Here is a 17814-nt window from a genome sequence, read left to right on the forward strand (position 1 = left end):
GCACAGGGGCAGTGTTCGACAACACGTCGCCTGATCACCCAGATGCCCTTCCTCGCATCGGATATCCCCGTTCCCCGCATGTGAGAGGACTGACCATGACGATGCTCGACGGAGCAGAGGTCGCGCTCGTAGCCGCAATTCTCGACACCGAGCCAGCGGTCACCGGCGTGGTGCTGTGCGCGGACGAATACAGCCCTGTACCGAAGTGGGATCCGGTGGCAGTGGTGTGCCTGCGCGGCGCCAGGCAGGCGCTCGAACTCGAGGAGCGCGCTGTCGCGGCGTTCGCGACAACCCACCCTCCCGTGGCCCAGTACGAGATCGGCATCGACGACGACATGCGCGCGGCTGTCGAGCAGTCCCCGGACAGACCTGCCGCGTGCATCGTGACTCTGCCAGAGCTCGCGCCGTGACCTCTCCAGTTACGCGCCGACCCTACTTCCCCCTTGACTGGAAGGACCGCGAATGCGCCGAGCCAACGACAGCGCGATATCGGCCGACGGATCGACACCGGTAACGGCGGAGATTGGCGAGGAACTGAGAAGGTGTTCGCCGAGGAGGTCGAGGCCGCGTTGCATGCACCTCCGCCGATCTCCGATGCCCCGGGTAAGGCGAGGATCCGCTGTTCGCATTCTGGTGTACGTAAGGAATCGGACCGCGCTCCGTAATGACAACAATGCCTTGTCGATTCGTCGTGGACTGCTGTTTCAGATCTTCTTCCACTCGCACTATCGCCTCTCTCGTGGATCGACCGTCGCGGCTGTCGCGAGGTCCGCGCATCGAGAGGGTGGGCCGGAACACGGAGTCCTGTTCCGGCAGGCCGGAAACCCGCGGTCGGCCGCCCTGTGCCGTCCCCTTGCCCACCGGCCCAACCGCCTGTCAAGCCGCCGGATTGAGCTCGGCGACAGGGCGAGGCCGGCGTTCGGGCGCCCGATCGGAGGTGCGAGTTGTAGACGGCCCGTAGCTCACACGGCCGAGTACGGGGGCTGAAAAGTGCTAGCGGGAAAAGACATCCAGTCGCGTCAACTCCGGTACTTCATCGCCGTCGCTGAGGAGTTGAGTTTCACCCGCGCGGCGCAGAAGCTGTATGTCGCGCAGCAGGCAATGAGCGCACAGATCAAGCAGCTCGAACAGTCCCTCGGCGTCACGCTACTGACGCGCACCACACGCAGCGTGGCCCTGACTGCTGCCGGCGCGGCGTTCTACGAGGACGCCACCGCGACGCTGGCTGCCATGGACGCCGCGGTCGGGCGCGCCCGCTTGATGCAGCGCACCGAAAGCACGCGGTTGGTGCTGGGCTTCGTTGAGGGGGCCGCGCTGACCCTGACCGAGCCGATCATGTCGGCGTTCCGTGATCGCCACCCCGGCGCCACGATCGAGATGCGCCAGTTCAACTACGACGATCCGTCCTGCGGGCTGAATGACGGGTTGGTCGACGTGGCGTTCGTGCGCCGCCCACTGACCACCGACCGAGTCGACTTCCTTCGCCTGTTCACCCAGCCATTGGTGGCGCTGGTACGGGCCGATCACCACCTCGCCGAGCGCACCTCGGTCCGCGCGGCCGACCTGATCGACGAGCAGCTGTCCGGGGCGGCGAGCACCGACCCGGTGTGGAACGCGTTCTGGGAACTCGACGAGCATCGAGGCGGAAGTCCCGGACGGATCGTGACCCGCTCTACGGGCCTGCTGGAGGTGTACCAGAAGGTGATGGCCGGCGTCTGCATCTCAGTGTCGGTGGCGTGCGCACGCTGGATCCCCCATCCCGGGGTGAAACTACTGCCGATCACCGACGTCGAGCACAGCGAGGTCACGGTCGCGTGGCCGCGCGACACCGACTCGCCACTCGTCCGCTCGTTCGTCGACGTCGCCCGGCGGGTGCGTGATGAGCACCCGAAGCTGGTCACACGGCTACAGGAGCCGGACTTCAAGGGGCGCTCAGGCGTGACGTCATCCGAACGCTGACGACACCAGCACGGCTTTGTGGCGCGTGACCTCGGTGTCGGCGCGGACCGGCCCGGGCGGCCCGGCGATGTCCTCGAGTTCACCTTCGAGGAGGGCTACGTCAGTGCCGCCGCTGTGGTGCCTCCGATCGCGGAAACGCATTCCTCGCCGATCAGAGCAGCGCAAGTCCTTCATCTGACTCCCGCTCCCACTCGGCGGCAACATGTCTCGGGAGGACATGAGGTCACCACCCGGATTCGCAGAGCGCGGTGATCGACGCCACCGCACGATCGGTGTGGCGATCAAACCGCACCGTCCACCCGCCGCGGTCGCAGCAGAGCGCCAATTGACATCGCACCATGATTTGGTCAACGAACCGCCGCGAACAATTGCCACCTTCGATGACAACGACCGCCCCATGTTGTCGTCACCCTAGTTGTCACACGACAGATCAGCACGTCGGGAGTTGCCAACTACGATGACGATTCACAGCGGGTGTGAACGGACACCGTAGTTGGCAATTTGCCAGCTAGTTGTCACAGTTGACACCGTAGTTGGCAATTTGACAGGTAGTTGTCACAGCGGCACGAACCCCGATCCCGCGGGTGCAGTTCCTCACGGAGGTCATCGGCGCCGCAAACCAGGGTGTCGTGACCCGCCGGACCATGTCCCGAACAGGCGAAGGATCGGAACGATGAGCCCGAGACGTAGCGTGCGGCGTGGGGCGGCTGGTGTGGTTGCTGCGGTGAACGCGCAGCTGGACCGTCCGATCTCGACACCTCTGGATGCTGAAGCCATCGCCCGGACTGCGTTCCTCGAACTCGATCAGCTGCCCGTGGCGGACTTGGCCCCGTTGTCCGAACTGTCGAACCTGACCGAACTGCGATTGCACGGGGAGGTAGTGATCGATCTTCGCCCGCTGTCGACGCTGACCGCGTTGCAGAGGCTCGACCTGCGCTGGTCGCCTGTGCGGGAGGTGTCCCCGTTGGCGGGCCTGAACGGTCTCACCCACCTCTACCTCAGCGCAACGCAAGTCAGTGATGTGTCCCCGCTTGCCGGTCTGACCGGACTGGAGTTTCTGGACCTGCGCTGGACGCCACTCCGGGACGTCGACCCCCTGGGGGGCCTGAGCGGCCTCACCTGCCTCAAACTCGCGGAGACCGAGGTGGTCGACGTGGCTGCGTTGGCGGGCCTGACGGGCCTGACCTGGCTCGACCTCGAGGGGACCTCGATCACGGACGTCTCGCCACTGGCCGGCTTGCCGCATCTGGGAATGCTCGAACTCTCCGGATCACACGTCACAGATGTTTCCTCACTGCGCAGCATGGCCAACCTGACCATCATCGACGGGTGAGTGGACGGAAGGACGACTGGGTGCGCCAGTGCAAGCCGCTCGTGCCGTCTCCTTGTCATGGACCAGTCAGATTTCGGGTAGGCCGTTGAACAGCTACACCTGGCAGACCTCGAGCTCTGAGCCGTCGACGGAGTGCGCGGGCTGACGACAGTGTCTCGCGGGTCAGCCTGGTCGTCGGCCGTGGACCGCAGACGAGATCCAAGGCCGCCTTGGGAATCAGACAGAACAATTGCCAACTTCGATGACCACGATCGCGCCCTGGCGTTGACACGCTAGTTGTCACACCGCAGGTCGGGGCTCCGAGATTTGCCGACTTCGTTGGCAGTTCACACCGGGGTGTGAATGGTCACCGTGGTTGGCCATTCGTCACCCCTGGGCTGAGATACGACTGCGCCCCGGACGCCATCGATTGTGTCGATGACATCCGGGGCGCGGAAGGCTGAATCAGCCAAGGCCCGGGTGGCCGACCCAGTCGACAATCGTCCAGCCCTTCTTCGGGCTGCCCTTGAGGGTGACGTGGCCGCCGTTACGCATCGGATCGGTGCCGAGCTTGCTCTTGTCGGCGTTGCTGGCGTTCATCATGGACCAGAACATGATGGTGCCGCCGTGCGAGAAGATCACCGGGTTGGTGCAGCCGCGGCGCTGCACCTCGAGCAGTGCCTCATCGACGCGGCCGTCGAACTCGTTGCCGTCGATGGAGCCCGGAATCCGTGCGTTCAGATCGCCGGAGAGCCACTTGATCGGCGCCTGCAGGTACCCGGACAGCGCCGCAGCCTCCGGGGTGCCCTCGTACTCGCCTGCCTCGATCTCGCGGAAACCGGGCTGAACGTTGAGGCTCAGGTCGTGCTTTGCGACGGTCGGTGCCGCAGTCTGCTCGGTTCGCACCATGTTGGACGCGAAGGCGCAGTCGTAATTCTGGTCGGCCAGCTGGATGGCCAGGTTGTCTGCCTGTGTCCGGCCGCGTGCGGTCAGGTCGGGTCCGGGCACCTTGGTGTCGATCAGACCGGAGACGTTTCCGGCGGACTCGGCATGGCGCACCAGGGTGATGACCATTTCGCCGTCGCTGCTGCCGGAGCTGCCCCCGGAGCTTCCGAAGTCGATATCAGCGGACGCGACGCCGGCGGTAGCGGTCGTGGCCGCGACCGCGGTCGCCATCACCGCAATGGATAGTCGAAGAGATCGGATTCGCATGGGTGAGAACGCCTTTCATCGTGGGGAACGCCACTTCAGGTCTGCCGAAGACCGAGACTTGGGGTGTCGCATCTCACAGAAGCAGCTTTTTGCCAGAACCGACTACGGGGTGTCCCATCCATCGGGAGCCCTCGCGCACCGGACCGCGCGCAGCCGAAAACCACCGGGAGCGGAGGTGCGAGCGGGAGATCGCCGACCCATTGACTCCCATCACGTCGGGTTCGGTTCATCCCCTCGCAAGGCCACCGTCGCCGCGACCGGGACGTCGCGATCACAGGTCTACACCGTTGAAGGCCTGCGGATGGGCGTCAACTACGGCCTGCGGCAGACTGGGCCGGTGGCCACCGTGGGCGAGACCAGGCGAGGCAATGGCACCCACTTGCAGTGGGCTGCAGTCTCCGCGACCCCAGCGCCCACTCTTGCCGGCCTGGTTTCTCGGTACGGGGGTTTCCGGGAGGTGTCGGCGATGCCGATCCTGCGTCGCGAGCTCCCGTCGCCCAGCCCCGTGCTCGTGATCAGCCTCGCCGAGCCGTTGTCCCTCAGCCGCCCCAGCGGCGATCTGAGCACTTCAGCGGTGCTGGTTGGTGTCGGTCGCACAGCGACTCTGGCCGCTCACAGCGGAACCCAGACTGTGCTCGAAGCACAACTGTCGCCACTGTCGGCCCTACGGTTGTTCGGCGTGCCGGCCTCGGACCTGACCGACCGCGTCGTCGACCTCGCCGAGCTGTGGGACGGGGCAGCGGAGGTGGTCGGACGGATCGGCGCGGCCGCTACCTGGGCGGAACGATTTCATCTCCTGGACTCGGTTCTGACGGTGCGGGCTCAGCGCGGACGAGACGTGGACCCGGTGCTGGCCGGCGCGTGGCAGCAACTCCTCAGCAGTCGCGGCAATCTCAGCATGAGTGCACTGCACGACCAAACCGGTTGGGGCCGTAAGCGGCTCGCCGACCGATTCCGCGAGCAGGTCGGCCTCACGCCCAAGTCGATGGCGCGGCTGGTGCGCTTTCATCGAGCGGTGAACATGCTGCACCAACCCGGGCGCCGTTCCCTGGCCGCGATCGCATCGACCTGCGGCTACTACGACCAGGCCCACCTCAATCGGGAGTTCCGGGAATTGGCCGGCGGCCCTCCAGGGGCATATCTGACCGGAATGGACGCGGATCCGGCCGCCTCCGGCATGGCAGGAATCTGACGGCGCCTCCAATCGGTCCGAGCGTCACAAATGTCCAAGACCCGCGCCCCGAACCCTCCTACGGTGACCGGTACCAATCACCGACAAATGGGAGCTGACATGCACGGCGAATTGACCTTCTTCGAGATCGGCGTCCCCGACTCCGGACGCGCGCAGGCGTTCTACGGGCGACTGTTCGGATGGGAGTTCCCACCCACCGGCGTCGGCGACCAGGTCTCGATCACGACGCCGGGCACTATGGCCGGGTTGCACGACCAGGATGCCGAGGCGCGCATCGCGATGTACTTCGCCGTGGACGACATCGAATCGGCCGTGCGGACCGTCCGCGCGCTGGGCGGCACCGCGGAGGACCCCCGGCCCGAAGAACCCGGGTTCGGACGGTTCACCACCTGCACCGACGACCAGGGCGTGCAGTTCGGTCTGCACCAGGCGGCGACCACATAGGGCATGTCTCCCAACCCTGCGAGGTGTTTGGCCCTTTCACTTGTCGGCATCGAACCGGGCCGGACGACCACCGCGACTGCCCCTTCAGAGGCGGTTTCGCTACTGGTCGTCCGGTTTGGATTTGGCCACAGAGACGAACACCTCTGTGATGAAGGCGGCGCTCTACGCTTTCATCGGCGAATCAACCGGCCGGACCCTGACCGTCGAGCAGACGACCTGATCGGCCGGCACGATCATGTCCATCCGTCGGAACAGGGGTCCTCATGCACTCGAATCATCGTCTCGGCCAGGCAGCCGAACGCGGCGATCTCGACACGCTGTCTGCGCGGATCGACGCCGGCGACGACATCGAAGAACGGCGCAAGGGTACCGGGCGAACCCCGCTCTTGGAGGCCGCCATCGCCGGGCATCCCGAGATCGTGGAACGGCTTCTCGCCTGCGGAGCGGATCGCACGGCGTCGTGCACAGCGGTCGGCCACACCGCGCTGGAGTGGGCTGCCGTTCAAGACCACGTCGAGGTGGCCAGGGTCCTGCTTGCTCACGGTTCCGATCCGAACGAGGTTTCGGCGAACAGCTTCATGGGCCACACTCCCCTCATGCTCGCCGCCTCTGCCGGGCACACCGAGGTAGTCCGACTGCTGCTCGACGCGGGAGCTGACCCTCAGCTGGAGGACAATCGCGGACACAACGCGCTCTCGCTCGCGGAGAAACGCCGAAACGACGCGGCTGTGACGATCCTGCTCGAGGCGGGAGCAACTCCCCCTGCACCTCGGGAACCGTTGACGGCGCGCCCCTGGCCCGAACTGACGTGGGAGCCAGAAGTACTCGATGGTCTTGGTTCTCCGATCCCTGACACGGCATCACCCGCTCAGGTGGTCTGGAGCTACATTCGGGCCATTCACGCGTGGGAAGCCGCGGCCTGGCCGGCGCTGCAGGCTGCCGAGTCGAAGGGCGAGCGCTACGGCTTTGTCGCGGCGCTCGAGGTCGCAGGCGCAATCGCGGCCGCCCACTGCACCACCAGAAAGCGGTACGTGCGTGCCGCCATCGGCGCGATACCGGACATCTCACCCGAGTTCGCGCTCGTAGACGAGACCGAACCGACCGCCTCCCGTCGTGAGCTCCACGTCCGGCATCTGGAGCCGATCGAGTTCGTTCACGAATACGAGTGGATCTTCGTCTGCGTCCGCAGAAGCAGTCGATGGCGGATCGATTCGGCGAAGTCCCGCATGATCGGCACCGACAAGTGGGAGCAGGCCGTGCTGTGAAGGATCGAGCCGGACGAGCAGCGATCGATCCCCGGCTCGCTGCACGAGTTCATACAGGTCATGCGGAGTTGCGGCCCTCCGAGCTCACACGGCGGATTCTCGAACAATTGCCCACCATCTTGACCGCTATCGCGATCAAGGGTTGTCACCGTAGTTGGCGCACTGCAAGTCACGGCTGCGGGAAATGACAACAACGGTGGCGATTCACAAGGAGAATGGCGGCAAGGGCGCGTTCCGGGTTGGTTGACCCGATAACCGGAGGCTGTGCCGGGGCGGCGTTTCGTGGAGATTTCACGCCACCCCGACAAGCTCCGTCGACACCGGCGGCCTACAGCCTGTACCGAACCCGATTGAAGGCGCTGCTCATCCCACGATCCGCAGTGGATTCTCCAGCAGCCCGGTGAGCGTGGCAAGGAACTGGGCCGCAAGCGAACCGTCGATGATGCGGTGGTCGGCGGTGATCGTGTATCGCAAACGCCTGCACGCCACCACCGTGCCTCCGTCCAAGGCAGGTTCCTCGCGCGCGGCGCCGACCGCGAGTATCGCGCCCTGGGGTGGGTTGATGATCGCGGTGAAGTGCTCGATGCCGTACATACCGAGGTTGCTGATCGTGAACGTCCCGTCGCTCATGTCCGCGGGCGTCAGCTTCCGGTCCGCGGCCCTGCCGACGAGGCCGCGCGTGGTGGCGGAGATCGTCGTGACAGCGGCGCGGTCGGCGTCGCGGACGACGGGAACGATGAGCCCAGATGGGGAGGCCACGGCGATGCCGACGTGGATACGCTGGTGGAGGAGGGTCAGGCCGCCCCCGTCGGGGGCGTAGGAGGCGTTCATCCCGGGATGGGCGCGCAGTGCAAGACCTACGGCGCGGACCAAGATGTCGTTGACGCTCACCTTCACGTCCGTGCCGGCGTTCGCGTGATTGATTCGGCCGCGGAGTTCGAGGAGTTCGCCGACGTCCGCGGACGCGGTCACGGTGAAGGTCGGGACGGTGGTGCCGCTCTGGGTCAATCGAGTGGCGATCGCCTGGCGGACCGCGTCGAAGGGCACCGGCTGCGGTTCACGCGCATCCAACGGCGCCGACGGTGGTACCGAGGCTGCACCGGATGCGATCGAGCGAGACATCGGAGAATCTGCGACTCGAGCATCGAGGTCGGCGCGGACGATGCGTCCGGCCGGACCTGTCCCCGAGACCGTCGCGAGGTCGATCCCGCGTTCCCGAGCGAGCTTGCGCACCAACGGCGTCGCGACGCGACGCCCCGGATGTCCATTGGAGGTCGACACCGACCTGTCCGCGTCCGATCGCCGCTTCTCGTCGGGCACGGACGTGGGGGCGGATGCCGGAGACGGATCGGCTCCGAGGGGTGCCGGGTCGGTGCCCGTCGGCATGTCGATTCCGTTGTCGAGTCGGGCGATCGGTACGCCGATCGGGACGTTCTCACCCTCCGCGACGAAAATCTCGACGAGGATGCCGGCCTCGTAGGCCTCCTGTTCCATGATTGCTTTGTCGGTCTCGATCTCGACGAGGAGATCTCCCGGGGAGACGGGGTCGCCGGGCTGCTTGTGCCAGGCCGAGATGGCGCCTTCGGTCATGGTGTCGGACAGGCGCGGCATGAGGATGTCGATCATGATGGTGTCCTCTCAGTGACGTCGGGCGAGGGCGTCGAGCGTTTCCCGGATGGCGGTGATCGCGTCGTCCGCCGAAGGCAACGCGGCGGTCTCCAGAGGCTTGGAGTACGGCAGGGGGACTTCGGCCATGGCGACTCGTCGGACGGGAGCGTCGAGCCAGTCGAACGCGCCGTCGGAGATGGTCGCGGCGATCTCCGCGCCGATCCCGTACGTGAGCCAGTCGTCTTCGAGTACGACCGCGCAGTTCGTCTTCTTGACAGACGTGATGATCGTGTCCCGGTCGAGCGGGCGGAGGCTGCGCAGATCGACGACCTCGACGTCGATGCCCTCGTCGGCGAGCCGTTCGGCGACCTGGAGTGCGACGGCGGCCATCCGGGAGTAGGCGACGACGGTGATGTCGGTGCCCTCGCGGGTGACGGCGGCCTGGCCGATCTGTGCCGGCTCGTCGTGGTCGGGGACCTCGCCGGTCGTGTTGTAGAGGGCGAGATTCTCGAGTACCAGCACCGGATCGTCGTCGCGTATCGCGGCGAGCATCAGCGCCTTCGCATCCGCGGGGCTGGAGGGCGCCACGACCTTCATGCCCGGCACGAACGCGTAGTAGAGCTCGATGTTCTGAGAGTGTGTGGCGCCGAGTTGCTGCCCGCCGCCGCCGGGTGTGCGGATCACCAGGGGCACGCGGGCCTGCCCGCCGAACATGCCGTAGATCTTCGCGGCGTGATTGACGATCTGATCGAGTGCGAGCAGGGAGAAGTTGATCGTCATGATCTCCACGACCGGCCGCAGTCCGAGCATGGCGGCCCCGATCGCGGCGCCGGTGAAGCCCTCCTCCGCAATCGGGGTGTCGCGCACCCGTTTGGGTCCGAACTCCGCGAGCATCCCGGCTGTGATCTTGTAGGAGCCCTCGAACAGGCCGATCTCCTCTCCGATGAGGAATACGTCTTCGTCGCGCAGCATCTCGCTGCGCAGCGCATCGTGCAGTGCCTGCCGGTAGCTGATCACGCTCATGCGGACACCTCCGCATGAGCGTCCGCCGCCGGTCTCGGCGAGGCCGGGAACAAGGCATCTCCGGGAAGCCGGCGTGAATCGTTCGGCACCGGGGTGGCGTAGGTGTAGTCGAAGAGCGTCGAGACGTCCGGAAACGGGCTTGCGTCGGCGAACTCGACCGCCGCCGCGACGGTCCCGACGGCGTCGGCGTCGATCTGCGCGATGAGCTCGTCGGTCAGCGATCCCTGCTCGTGCAGTCGCGCCGCGTACGCGGCGACCGGATCGGATGCCTTCAGCGCTTCGGCCTCCTCGCGGCTGCGGTAGCGCGCCGGGTCGACCACCGAATGCCCCTTCAGCCTGCCCGACACGGTCTCCAGTAGGTACGGCTTGCCTTTCCGTGCGCTGGCGAGCGCGACCTGGGCCGCCGCGTGCACCGCAACAGGATCGTTGCCGTCCACCCGGGCCGAGGCCATCCGGTAGGACGCGGCGCGCTTGTGTAGCTCCGGTTCCGCCGAGGATTGCTCCACGGTGGTGCCCATGCCGAGGCCGTTGTTGACGACGGCGTAGACGATCGGAAGCCCCCACAGCGCCGCGATGTTCAACGACTCGTGGAACGCACCGATGTTCGTCGTCCCGTCACCCATCAGGCACACCACCGCCTCGGAGCCGTTGCGGTAGTCGATCGCCAGCGCCGCGCCGGTCGCCAGCGGCACCTGGCCGCCGACGATCCCGTACCCGCCCATGAATCGGGAGGCGATGTCGAACATGTGCATCGACCCGCCCCATCCGCGGGACACACCATCGGAGCGTCCGTACAGCTCTGCCATCACTCGCGCAGGGGCGATGCCGCGGGCGATCGCGTACCCGTGCTCCCGGTAGTTGGTGAACACGTAGTCGTCGGGTTGCACGGCCGACATGAGGCCGGCGACCGTGGCCTCCTCGCCGAGATTGAGGTGGCAGTAGCCGCCGACCTTCGCCTCGGTATAGGCCCGGGCAGCGCGTTCCTCGAAGCGACGGATCAACACCATCTGCCGGTAGAAGCCCAATAGTTGCTGATCTTCGAGAGCACCTCCACGGGGAGGGGTGGCCGCGGTGCGCCGGGTCGACGCGCGCGGGGCCTTGGTATTCGAGGGCATGTGGGTTCTCCTTTTCGCCCTGACGCACCGCATCCACGAGCCGATCTGTCGGGAACGACCCGCGGATGCAGGGTCACCGCTCCGGTCTCGACAGTGTGCGAGCAGCGGCAACCAGTTAATGAAACGAGGTACGGTTCATTATAGGGTGCGTGCAACCATGGTGGCGAGTCGTGAGGAGTTGCCAGTGGCTGCCGAAGGCGTGGCAGCGCCCCGGAAGAAGGGGCGCCCGACGGATGCGGAACGAGCGCAGCGACGCGACGACATCCTCGATGCCGCGGTCGGCCTGTTCGTTGCCCGCGGGTTCGCCCAGGTCACACTGGATGACATCGTCGCGGAAGCGCACGTGACCAAACGGACGATCTACGGCTACTTCGGGGACCGCACCGAGGTCTTCCTGGCCGCTGTCGAACGGCTCCGACTCCGCGCGCTACGACGACCGTCCAGCGGGCAGGATCTGGAAGAGCTCGCAACCGAGATCGTCTTCGCCCTGCACTCCGACGAAGCAATCGGACTCCACCGATTGATGATCACCGAAGCCCACAGGTTCCCCGACCTCGCGACGAGGTTCTACCGAGACGGACCGCAGGCATACATCGCAGCTTTGAACGGTCGGCTGCCCGAACCGGACCTCGAGTTGGCGCAGTCGGTGTTCGCACTACTTCTTGGTGAGCCCCACCGGCAACGCCTACTCGGGCTACGCGCGGGCCCCGACCCGACGGAGGCTGCAGCTCATGCAGCAGCTGCCCTGCGTCGCCTCGGGCTCGCGCCAGCCCAGGGCACGTGATCGCTCGCCTTCGCGTTACCGGCACTTCAATCGCTACTTGCGCGCTATCCCCGCGGGGGTCAGCGTGGCCATGTCGACGTGGGACGGTGCGACCTCGAGCAGAGGCACGCTCAATCGAGAGAACCCGCGTGGATGACCCTGAGCTCGCCGCGGGTGACGGTACGTACGGTCGACACCTCCCATGACTCGTTCTTCGCCCACCGCTCGAACGCGAGCAGCCCGGTCCTGTCGGCGGTCGCGTAGTCCGCATAGTCCATCGATCCGGACGGCACCGTGCCGGTCGCTCCCTCTGCGGCGAACCGAACTGCACCGGACCTGACCTGCCGGTACACGCGTTTGTCGAGAACCACGTCTTCGCCGGGCTCGAGGCCGGTCCCCTCGCACCGCGTCCACAGCGTCATCTCGAGTTCGCCCTCGTCGTACTCGACCGTGAGCCGGCGACGGCCGGTCGGGCCGTCGAGCAGGTGCTCGTGCCAGCGAAATCCCTCCTGGTCGAAATTGAACGTGCCGCGGACGACGTGGTCGACACCGGCGTACATGACGATGTCACCCTCACCGATCCGGAGCGGGTCGTACGCCTCCGGGTCGGCGGCGAGCGGATCGACTCGCGGTGGCGCACCGGAAGTGCTTGTGCGCCTGCCGAGTACGACGTTCCCGACGATCGAGACCAGAACCAACAGGGCGAGTAGAAGAATCACGACACCCATCCGCGGTCAGTCCGTCGCGCCGAGCCGCGCGATGAGCTGGGCTCGAGACCGCAGCCCCGACTTGTCGTATATGTGCTGCAGATGGGTCTTCACGGTCGGGACGCTGATGTAGAGCACACGGCCGATGTCGGCGTTCGCCGCACCCTCGCGGATGAGCCGAAGCACGTCGCGCTCGCGTTGTGTGAGCCCCCATTCGTCGACCCGCCGGGCCGCCTCGAAGGACCGTCCGGTCGTGAAGGTGTGCTCGAGGAAGTGACGTGCGTTGCCGAGCAGCTCCAGTTCACGGGGTGTGAAGTCACCTTGCTCCGACGAGCGGTGCAGGGAGACGCCTCCGACCATCTGCCCGGTGCGGTACAGGTACAGCTCCGCCTCGTAGTCCAGGCCGAGCGGAGCCATGAAGCGGCGGTGGTATTCGCCGCCGTGATAACGCTGGTGGAGATCGCGCAGGCTGACGATGCGCTTACCGGTGGCGGCGAACCTGCGGGGGTGGAACGGGTCGAGCCGGTGGAAGAACTCTGTGTAGCGCTCGTTCCGGTCCGATTCGATCCGGTGAAAGGCGTGATCGACCGGGTTCAGGTTGGTGTCGACCGAGTAGAAGACGATCCCCGTAATCGGCACCAGCCCGGCCAGGAACCCCATCGCCTCGGACTTGAACCGGGCGAGGTCGTCGATGTCGGACCGCGGCTGCATGGTCCACACACACTAGTGCGGTCCGTCGGTTCCGACCAGGCCGAGCGGGGTTGGACGACCCGAGCGATCTCATCCGTTGGGTTGATGTCGGGATGTGACCGGCGGCATAGCTTCGCAGATGCCAGACCGGGTGGACCGGTCGGGAGCGGAGGAAGCGATGACCAACACGATTGTCACCGGCGGACGGGTCCTCACACTCGACCCCGGGGTTCCCGAGGCCGAGGCGCTGGTTCTGGCCGACGGCCGGGTGCTCGCGGCGGGGCCCACCGATGAGATGACGAGCCTGGCCGGTCCGGGCGCACAGCGCATCGACGCCGAGGGCGGCACCGTGATGCCGGGCCTGGTCGACACGCACCCGCATGTGATGCACTTCGGCACCCTCGCCGGTGGGCTCGTCGATCTCACCGATGCCGTCGACCACGCCGACATCGTCGAACGGATCCGGGCCAGGGCCGCGACGACACCGCCCGGCGAGTGGATCATGTGCACGCCGGTCGGCGAACCGCACTACTTCATCCGTCGCTCGGAGCAGGATCTGCTCGAACGACGCCTGCCGGACCGGTGGACCCTCGACCGCGCGACCGAGGCGCATCCGGTGATGATCCAGGCGTGGGCACCGAAGATGCCGAACGTGGTGGCGTTCAACAGCGCCGGGCTGCGTGCCGTGGGACTGACCGCCTTCATCCCGGATCGGGTCTGCGATGTGGACCTGGAGAAGGACGAGTCCGGCGACCTCACCGGAATCCTGCGAGGCCCGGTCACCAACTACTACACCTACGACCCGTTCTGGGGTCAGATCCTGATGAAGCTTCCGCCGCCGAACCTCGAGAACGCGGCCGCAGGCACGCTCGCCGAGATGGCGCGGTTCTCGGCCCAGGGCGTGACCACGGTATACGAGGGCCACGCCATGGAACCCGAGCACATCGCCCTCTACCGCCACCTGCGGGCGAGCGACGCGCTCACCCTGCGCGTGATGGCGACCTTCGACGTCGAGTCGGTCATCTTCTACCCCTTCGATCCGCTCACCCTCGACGAATTCACCGAGCGTCTAGGGCATTTCGCGGGCGAGGCGATGAACCTCGACGACGACATGCTTCGCATCAACGGGATGACGATGAGCCCGGGCGGGCCGTGCTTCTCCGGTTACTTCGCCACCTACCAGCCGCACCTGAATCCGTTCGGGAGACAGACCCGCGGCGTCCGGTTCCTCTCCACGGAGAAGGAGGAGGCCTTCGTCCGGTTCTGCGCGGAGCACGGGATCCGCGCGAACATGTGCATGGGTGCGTTCCGTGAGCACGACGAATTCCTCGACATCGCGGAGCGGGTGGCCCGCGAGCACGATTTCCGCGATCGGAACTGGGTCCTGCAGCACGCCATCACCATCACCCCCGCCCAGGTACGGCGGTACGCCGACCTCGGCTTCCAGGTCACGACCTCGGCCGGATTCGCCTGGGGCAAGGGCAAGATGTACGGCGAGCGGATGGGCGAGCAGGTCTGGCGCGACCTCGAACCACTCAAGCGTCTGGTCGACGCCGGCCTCGAGCTGGGCGGTGGCACCGACTGGGGGCCCAAGAACCCTTGGGAGCAGATCGAACTCGCTCAGACGCACCGCTTTGCCGGCTGCGATCACCGCAACGACGGGCCGGATCAGGTGCTCACCCGCGCCGAGGCGCTGTCCATGTGGACGACCGGCGCCGCGAAGGTCATCGGGTGGTCGGACGTGGGCTCGCTCGCTCCCGGCAACCAGGCCGACGTCCTCATCGTCGACCGCGATCCGTTGCGCTGCGATATCGACGACCTCGCGGACACGAAGGTGCTCCGGACGATGCTGGGCGGGCACACCGTGTACGACAGCGGAGACCTCTCCTCGCCCGCCGACGAGGCGACGGCGGTGGCGCGATGAACAACACCGCATCCGACCGGGTGAGCGCCCGGATCGACGCCCTCGGCGACGAACTGCTGGCCACGCTGTCCACCGCCATCGGAATCCGCAGCATCAACCCCACCTATGCCGATCAGGACTACGAAAGCCTCGTCGGCGGCGAGACCGAGGTCTCGCAGCTGCTCGCCGGCATCTACCGGGAGGCGGGGGCCGAGGTGGAGTTGTTCGGTGAGGCCCCGGGCCGCGACAACGCCGTCGGTGTCGTCGCAGGCAGCGGTGGCGGTCGCTCACTGGTCTTCAACGGGCACGTCGACGTCGTGCCCGCCGACAACGCAGACGCGTGGACCCACGACCCCTTCACCGCCGTCGTCGCCGATGACCACCTGTGGGGACGCGGCTCGGTGGACATGAAGAGCGGGTTGGTGGCCCAGGCGTTCGCGGCCCGTGCTCTGCGGGAGGCGGGCGTCCGGTTGCGGGGTGACCTGATCCTGCAGGCCGTCGCGGGTGAGGAAAACCTGGAGCACCACATGGGCACCTCCGCCGTTCTCGAGCGCGGCTACCTCGGAGATGCCGCGATCGTGGCGGAGCCGACCGGTGCCTCGCGGCCCCTGTCGGTCATGCCGGCCACCCCGGGGGTGCTCGTCTTTCGGATCGACGTGACGGGCAAGTCGGCACACGCGTCGATGCGTTCGCGGATGCTCGCCGAGCGCAGCGACCACCCGGTCGCCTCGAGCGCCATCGACTCGGGCCTCGCCGTGCACGAGGCGTTGCGCCGACTCGAGTCCGAATGGGTGAGCACCAAGATCGATCCGTTGTTCACGCCCGGTCAGTTCACCATCGGCCTCGACGTGATCGACGGCGGAGCGGGCGGCAGCCGCAACGTCGCATTCATCCCGGACGAGATGGCCCTCGAATACGCGGTGTTCTACCCGCCCGCGGCCGAGCTGTCCGACGTCCAGGGTGAGATCGAGGGTGCGGTGGCCGGCACCGCGGCGCGGGATCCGTGGATGCGAGCCCATCCGCCGGCGATCACCTGGCAGATGCACTACCCGGGTGGCCGCACCGATGGGGACCACCCGTTCTGCCTGACCGTTGCCGGCGCACGCACCAGGGCGGCCGCGCACACGCGGCTCGCCGGGGCGCCCGATGTGATGCCGTTCCCATCAGCGACCGACCTCACCTGGCTGTCCCGCGCAGGTATCCCAACCGTCGGCCTCGGACCGGGCAGCCTTGGCATGGCGCACGCCGTCGACGAGCGCTGCGCGATTGACGAAATCATGTGCGCAGCAAAAACATATGCACTCGTGGCAATCGAGTGGTGCGGTGTCGAATGACAGCGATCGGCGCGGGTCCCCCGCGCCGATCGCCCCGTACATGGCGGTCGGGCTCTCGACGATCGTGCACGGCATCGGCTCCCGCAAACACATCGCCCGCAACCTCGACACCATCGAGGATGCGATCCACGGTGCGGTGTCGACGGTGGGGATCAATCTGCCGGTGAAGATCATCGCGCTGGCGGAGGGAGCGCTCACAGGTTTCACCGACGAGGTCTTCGACCTTCCGCACGCGCGCAGCGCACGCGAGCTCTTCATAGACATCCCCGGTCCGGAAACCGATCGGCTCGCTGACCTCGCCCGGCTGTACGAGACCTACATCATCGTCCAGTGCAAGGCCCGCTGGCCCGAGATCATCGACGACCGGTTCTTCAACATGATGGTGGTGATCTCACCGCAAGGCGAGATAGTGCACAGGGCGGCGAAAAACCATGTGTGGTGCCGGGAACACTCGTGCACCCCGCACGACGTCTACGACCGCTGGGTCGAGCTCTTCGGGGACGGGATCGAGGCGTTCTACCCGGTCCTGCGCACCCCGGACATCGGGAACATCGGGACCATCTGCTGCAGCGACGGCGAGTATCCGGAGGCGGTGCGCGCCCTCGCCTTCAACGGGGCCGAGGTCGTGTACCGACCCAGTGAGGCCGTGCCGATGACCCAGCTGGGTCACGAACCCGGCGGCACCTGGCTGCTGCAGAATCGGGCGCACGCCCAGTTCAACGGGGTCTACATGCTGTGTCCGAACGTCGGTCCGGTCTACACGACGCCGGACGCGGAACACCCGCTCGACATCGGCGGCGGCCATTCGCACGTCGTCGACTACCTCGGCACGGTCATCGGGCACACCGCGTCGGGCGCGAACAGCATCGTCGCGGGGATGATCGACATCGAGGCGCTGCGCCAGTTCCGGGTGATGAACCTGAACTCGAACTGGCTCAAGGACGTCCGCACCGAACTGTTCCGCCGGATGTACGACCGGCCGATCCATCCGGCCAACCTGTGGCTCCATCGGGAACCCGCCAGGCACGCAGCGGCCGACGAGATCTACCGGGGCAACATCCGGCGCCTCGTCGAGCGCGGAACCTACACCGCTCCGACGCATGACTTTCCGGGCGCACGGTACATCGAGCCGCCAGGGGGTGACGATGTCGACGCAATCCTGGCCCGGTGGACCGGCGGTGATTGAGGACGGCATCGGCCGACCTCCGTCGGCCACCTAGGCTGCGAATCCATCACGATCCGGACGTCGGACGGATCCCGGTGATGATGGTGTAGAGCTCGATGACG

Annotated in this window: 16 protein-coding genes; 10 read left to right on the forward strand and 6 right to left on the reverse strand. The window is 66.6% G+C overall.

Translation table 11 applies throughout. The features are described 5' to 3' along the window. Positions 1–95: 95 nt before the first annotated feature. The 3 genes from RM1_RS11655 to RM1_RS11670 all read left to right on the forward strand — a co-directional run bounded on the left by RM1_RS11655 (position 96) and on the right by RM1_RS11670 (position 3292). A complete protein-coding gene (locus RM1_RS11655) occupies positions 96–410 on the forward strand; it encodes a hypothetical protein (RefSeq protein WP_072751499.1) in 315 nt (104 codons plus the stop codon). Positions 411–990: 580 nt separating this feature from the next. Next, on the forward strand, positions 991–1959 hold the full coding sequence (locus RM1_RS11660; protein ID WP_083576672.1) for a LysR family transcriptional regulator: 969 nt from the start codon (positions 991–993) through the stop codon (positions 1957–1959). A gap of 724 nt (positions 1960–2683) precedes the next feature. Next, positions 2684–3292 (forward strand): leucine-rich repeat domain-containing protein, encoded by a 609-nt coding sequence (locus RM1_RS11670; protein WP_092667806.1) that lies wholly within the window; start codon positions 2684–2686, stop codon positions 3290–3292. 444 nt (positions 3293–3736) lie between these two features. On the opposite strand, the gene RM1_RS11675 is transcribed toward RM1_RS11670, so the two are convergent. Then, positions 3737–4447 carry a histidine phosphatase family protein gene (locus tag RM1_RS11675; RefSeq protein ID WP_245816240.1) on the reverse strand — a complete coding sequence of 237 codons (711 nt, stop codon included), beginning with the start codon at positions 4445–4447 and terminating at the stop codon, positions 3737–3739. 337 nt (positions 4448–4784) lie between these two features. On the opposite strand from RM1_RS11675, the gene RM1_RS26395 reads away from it, so the two are divergent. The 3 genes from RM1_RS26395 (at position 4785) to RM1_RS11690 (ending at position 7384) form a co-directional block, all read left to right on the forward strand. Next, positions 4785–5675, forward strand: a complete 891-nt coding sequence (locus RM1_RS26395) for a helix-turn-helix domain-containing protein (protein WP_072751503.1) — start codon at positions 4785–4787, stop codon at positions 5673–5675. A 99-nt stretch (positions 5676–5774) separates the two neighbouring features. Continuing rightward, positions 5775–6119, forward strand: a complete 345-nt coding sequence (locus RM1_RS11685; RefSeq protein ID WP_072751504.1) for a VOC family protein — start codon at positions 5775–5777, stop codon at positions 6117–6119. A 263-nt stretch (positions 6120–6382) separates the two neighbouring features. Beyond that, positions 6383–7384 (forward strand): ankyrin repeat domain-containing protein, encoded by a 1002-nt coding sequence (locus RM1_RS11690; protein WP_072751505.1) that lies wholly within the window; start codon positions 6383–6385, stop codon positions 7382–7384. A 363-nt stretch (positions 7385–7747) separates the two neighbouring features. Here RM1_RS11690 and RM1_RS11695 read toward each other — a convergent pair whose 3' ends face one another. The 3 genes from RM1_RS11695 to pdhA are packed head-to-tail and all read right to left on the reverse strand — an operon-like array spanning position 7748 to position 11130. After that, positions 7748–9010, reverse strand: coding sequence for a dihydrolipoamide acetyltransferase family protein (locus tag RM1_RS11695; protein WP_083576674.1), 1263 nt, complete (start codon positions 9008–9010; stop codon positions 7748–7750). Positions 9011–9022: 12 nt separating this feature from the next. Then, the gene (locus RM1_RS11700; protein ID WP_072751506.1) at positions 9023–10015 is read right to left on the reverse strand and encodes an alpha-ketoacid dehydrogenase subunit beta; all 993 of its coding nucleotides are present in this window, start codon (positions 10013–10015) and stop codon (positions 9023–9025) included. Further along, positions 10012–11130: a pyruvate dehydrogenase (acetyl-transferring) E1 component subunit alpha gene (gene pdhA, locus RM1_RS11705; RefSeq protein WP_072751507.1), complete on the reverse strand. Its 1119-nt coding sequence runs from the start codon at positions 11128–11130 to the stop codon at positions 10012–10014. The genes RM1_RS11700 and pdhA overlap by 4 nt, the downstream gene beginning before the upstream one ends. Positions 11131–11314: 184 nt before the next feature. Between pdhA and RM1_RS11710 the strand changes: the two genes are divergently transcribed. Then, positions 11315–11914, forward strand: coding sequence for a TetR/AcrR family transcriptional regulator (locus tag RM1_RS11710; RefSeq protein ID WP_218019696.1), 600 nt, complete (start codon positions 11315–11317; stop codon positions 11912–11914). 110 nt (positions 11915–12024) lie between these two features. Here RM1_RS11710 and RM1_RS26115 read toward each other — a convergent pair whose 3' ends face one another. Both RM1_RS26115 and RM1_RS27040 read right to left on the reverse strand, forming a co-directional pair. Further along, a complete protein-coding gene (locus RM1_RS26115) occupies positions 12025–12621 on the reverse strand; it encodes a DUF4178 domain-containing protein (RefSeq protein WP_072751509.1) in 597 nt (198 codons plus the stop codon). A 6-nt stretch (positions 12622–12627) separates the two neighbouring features. Beyond that, positions 12628–13311 (reverse strand): helix-turn-helix transcriptional regulator, encoded by a 684-nt coding sequence (locus RM1_RS27040; protein WP_143069438.1) that lies wholly within the window; start codon positions 13309–13311, stop codon positions 12628–12630. A 157-nt stretch (positions 13312–13468) separates the two neighbouring features. Here RM1_RS27040 and RM1_RS11725 point away from each other — a divergent pair, with 157 nt between their 5' ends. Genes RM1_RS11725 through RM1_RS11735 form a run of 3 tightly spaced genes read left to right on the forward strand, consistent with a single transcriptional unit; the run spans position 13469 to position 17713 of the window. Further along, entirely contained in the window at positions 13469–15214 is a 1746-nt protein-coding gene (locus RM1_RS11725; RefSeq protein ID WP_169922312.1) for an amidohydrolase, read from the forward strand. Then, positions 15211–16527, forward strand: coding sequence for an ArgE/DapE family deacylase (locus tag RM1_RS11730; protein WP_072751512.1), 1317 nt, complete (start codon positions 15211–15213; stop codon positions 16525–16527). The genes RM1_RS11725 and RM1_RS11730 overlap by 4 nt, the downstream gene beginning before the upstream one ends. Continuing rightward, positions 16517–17713, forward strand: a complete 1197-nt coding sequence (locus tag RM1_RS11735; RefSeq protein ID WP_072751513.1) for a nitrilase-related carbon-nitrogen hydrolase — start codon at positions 16517–16519, stop codon at positions 17711–17713. Before RM1_RS11730 ends, RM1_RS11735 begins: the two co-directional genes overlap by 11 nt. Positions 17714–17814 lie beyond the last annotated feature (101 nt).

Origin of the sequence: Rhodococcus maanshanensis NBRC 100610, from assembly GCF_001894865.1 — a bacterium.
GTDB lineage: Bacteria > Actinomycetota > Actinomycetes > Mycobacteriales > Mycobacteriaceae > Rhodococcus_G > Rhodococcus_G maanshanensis.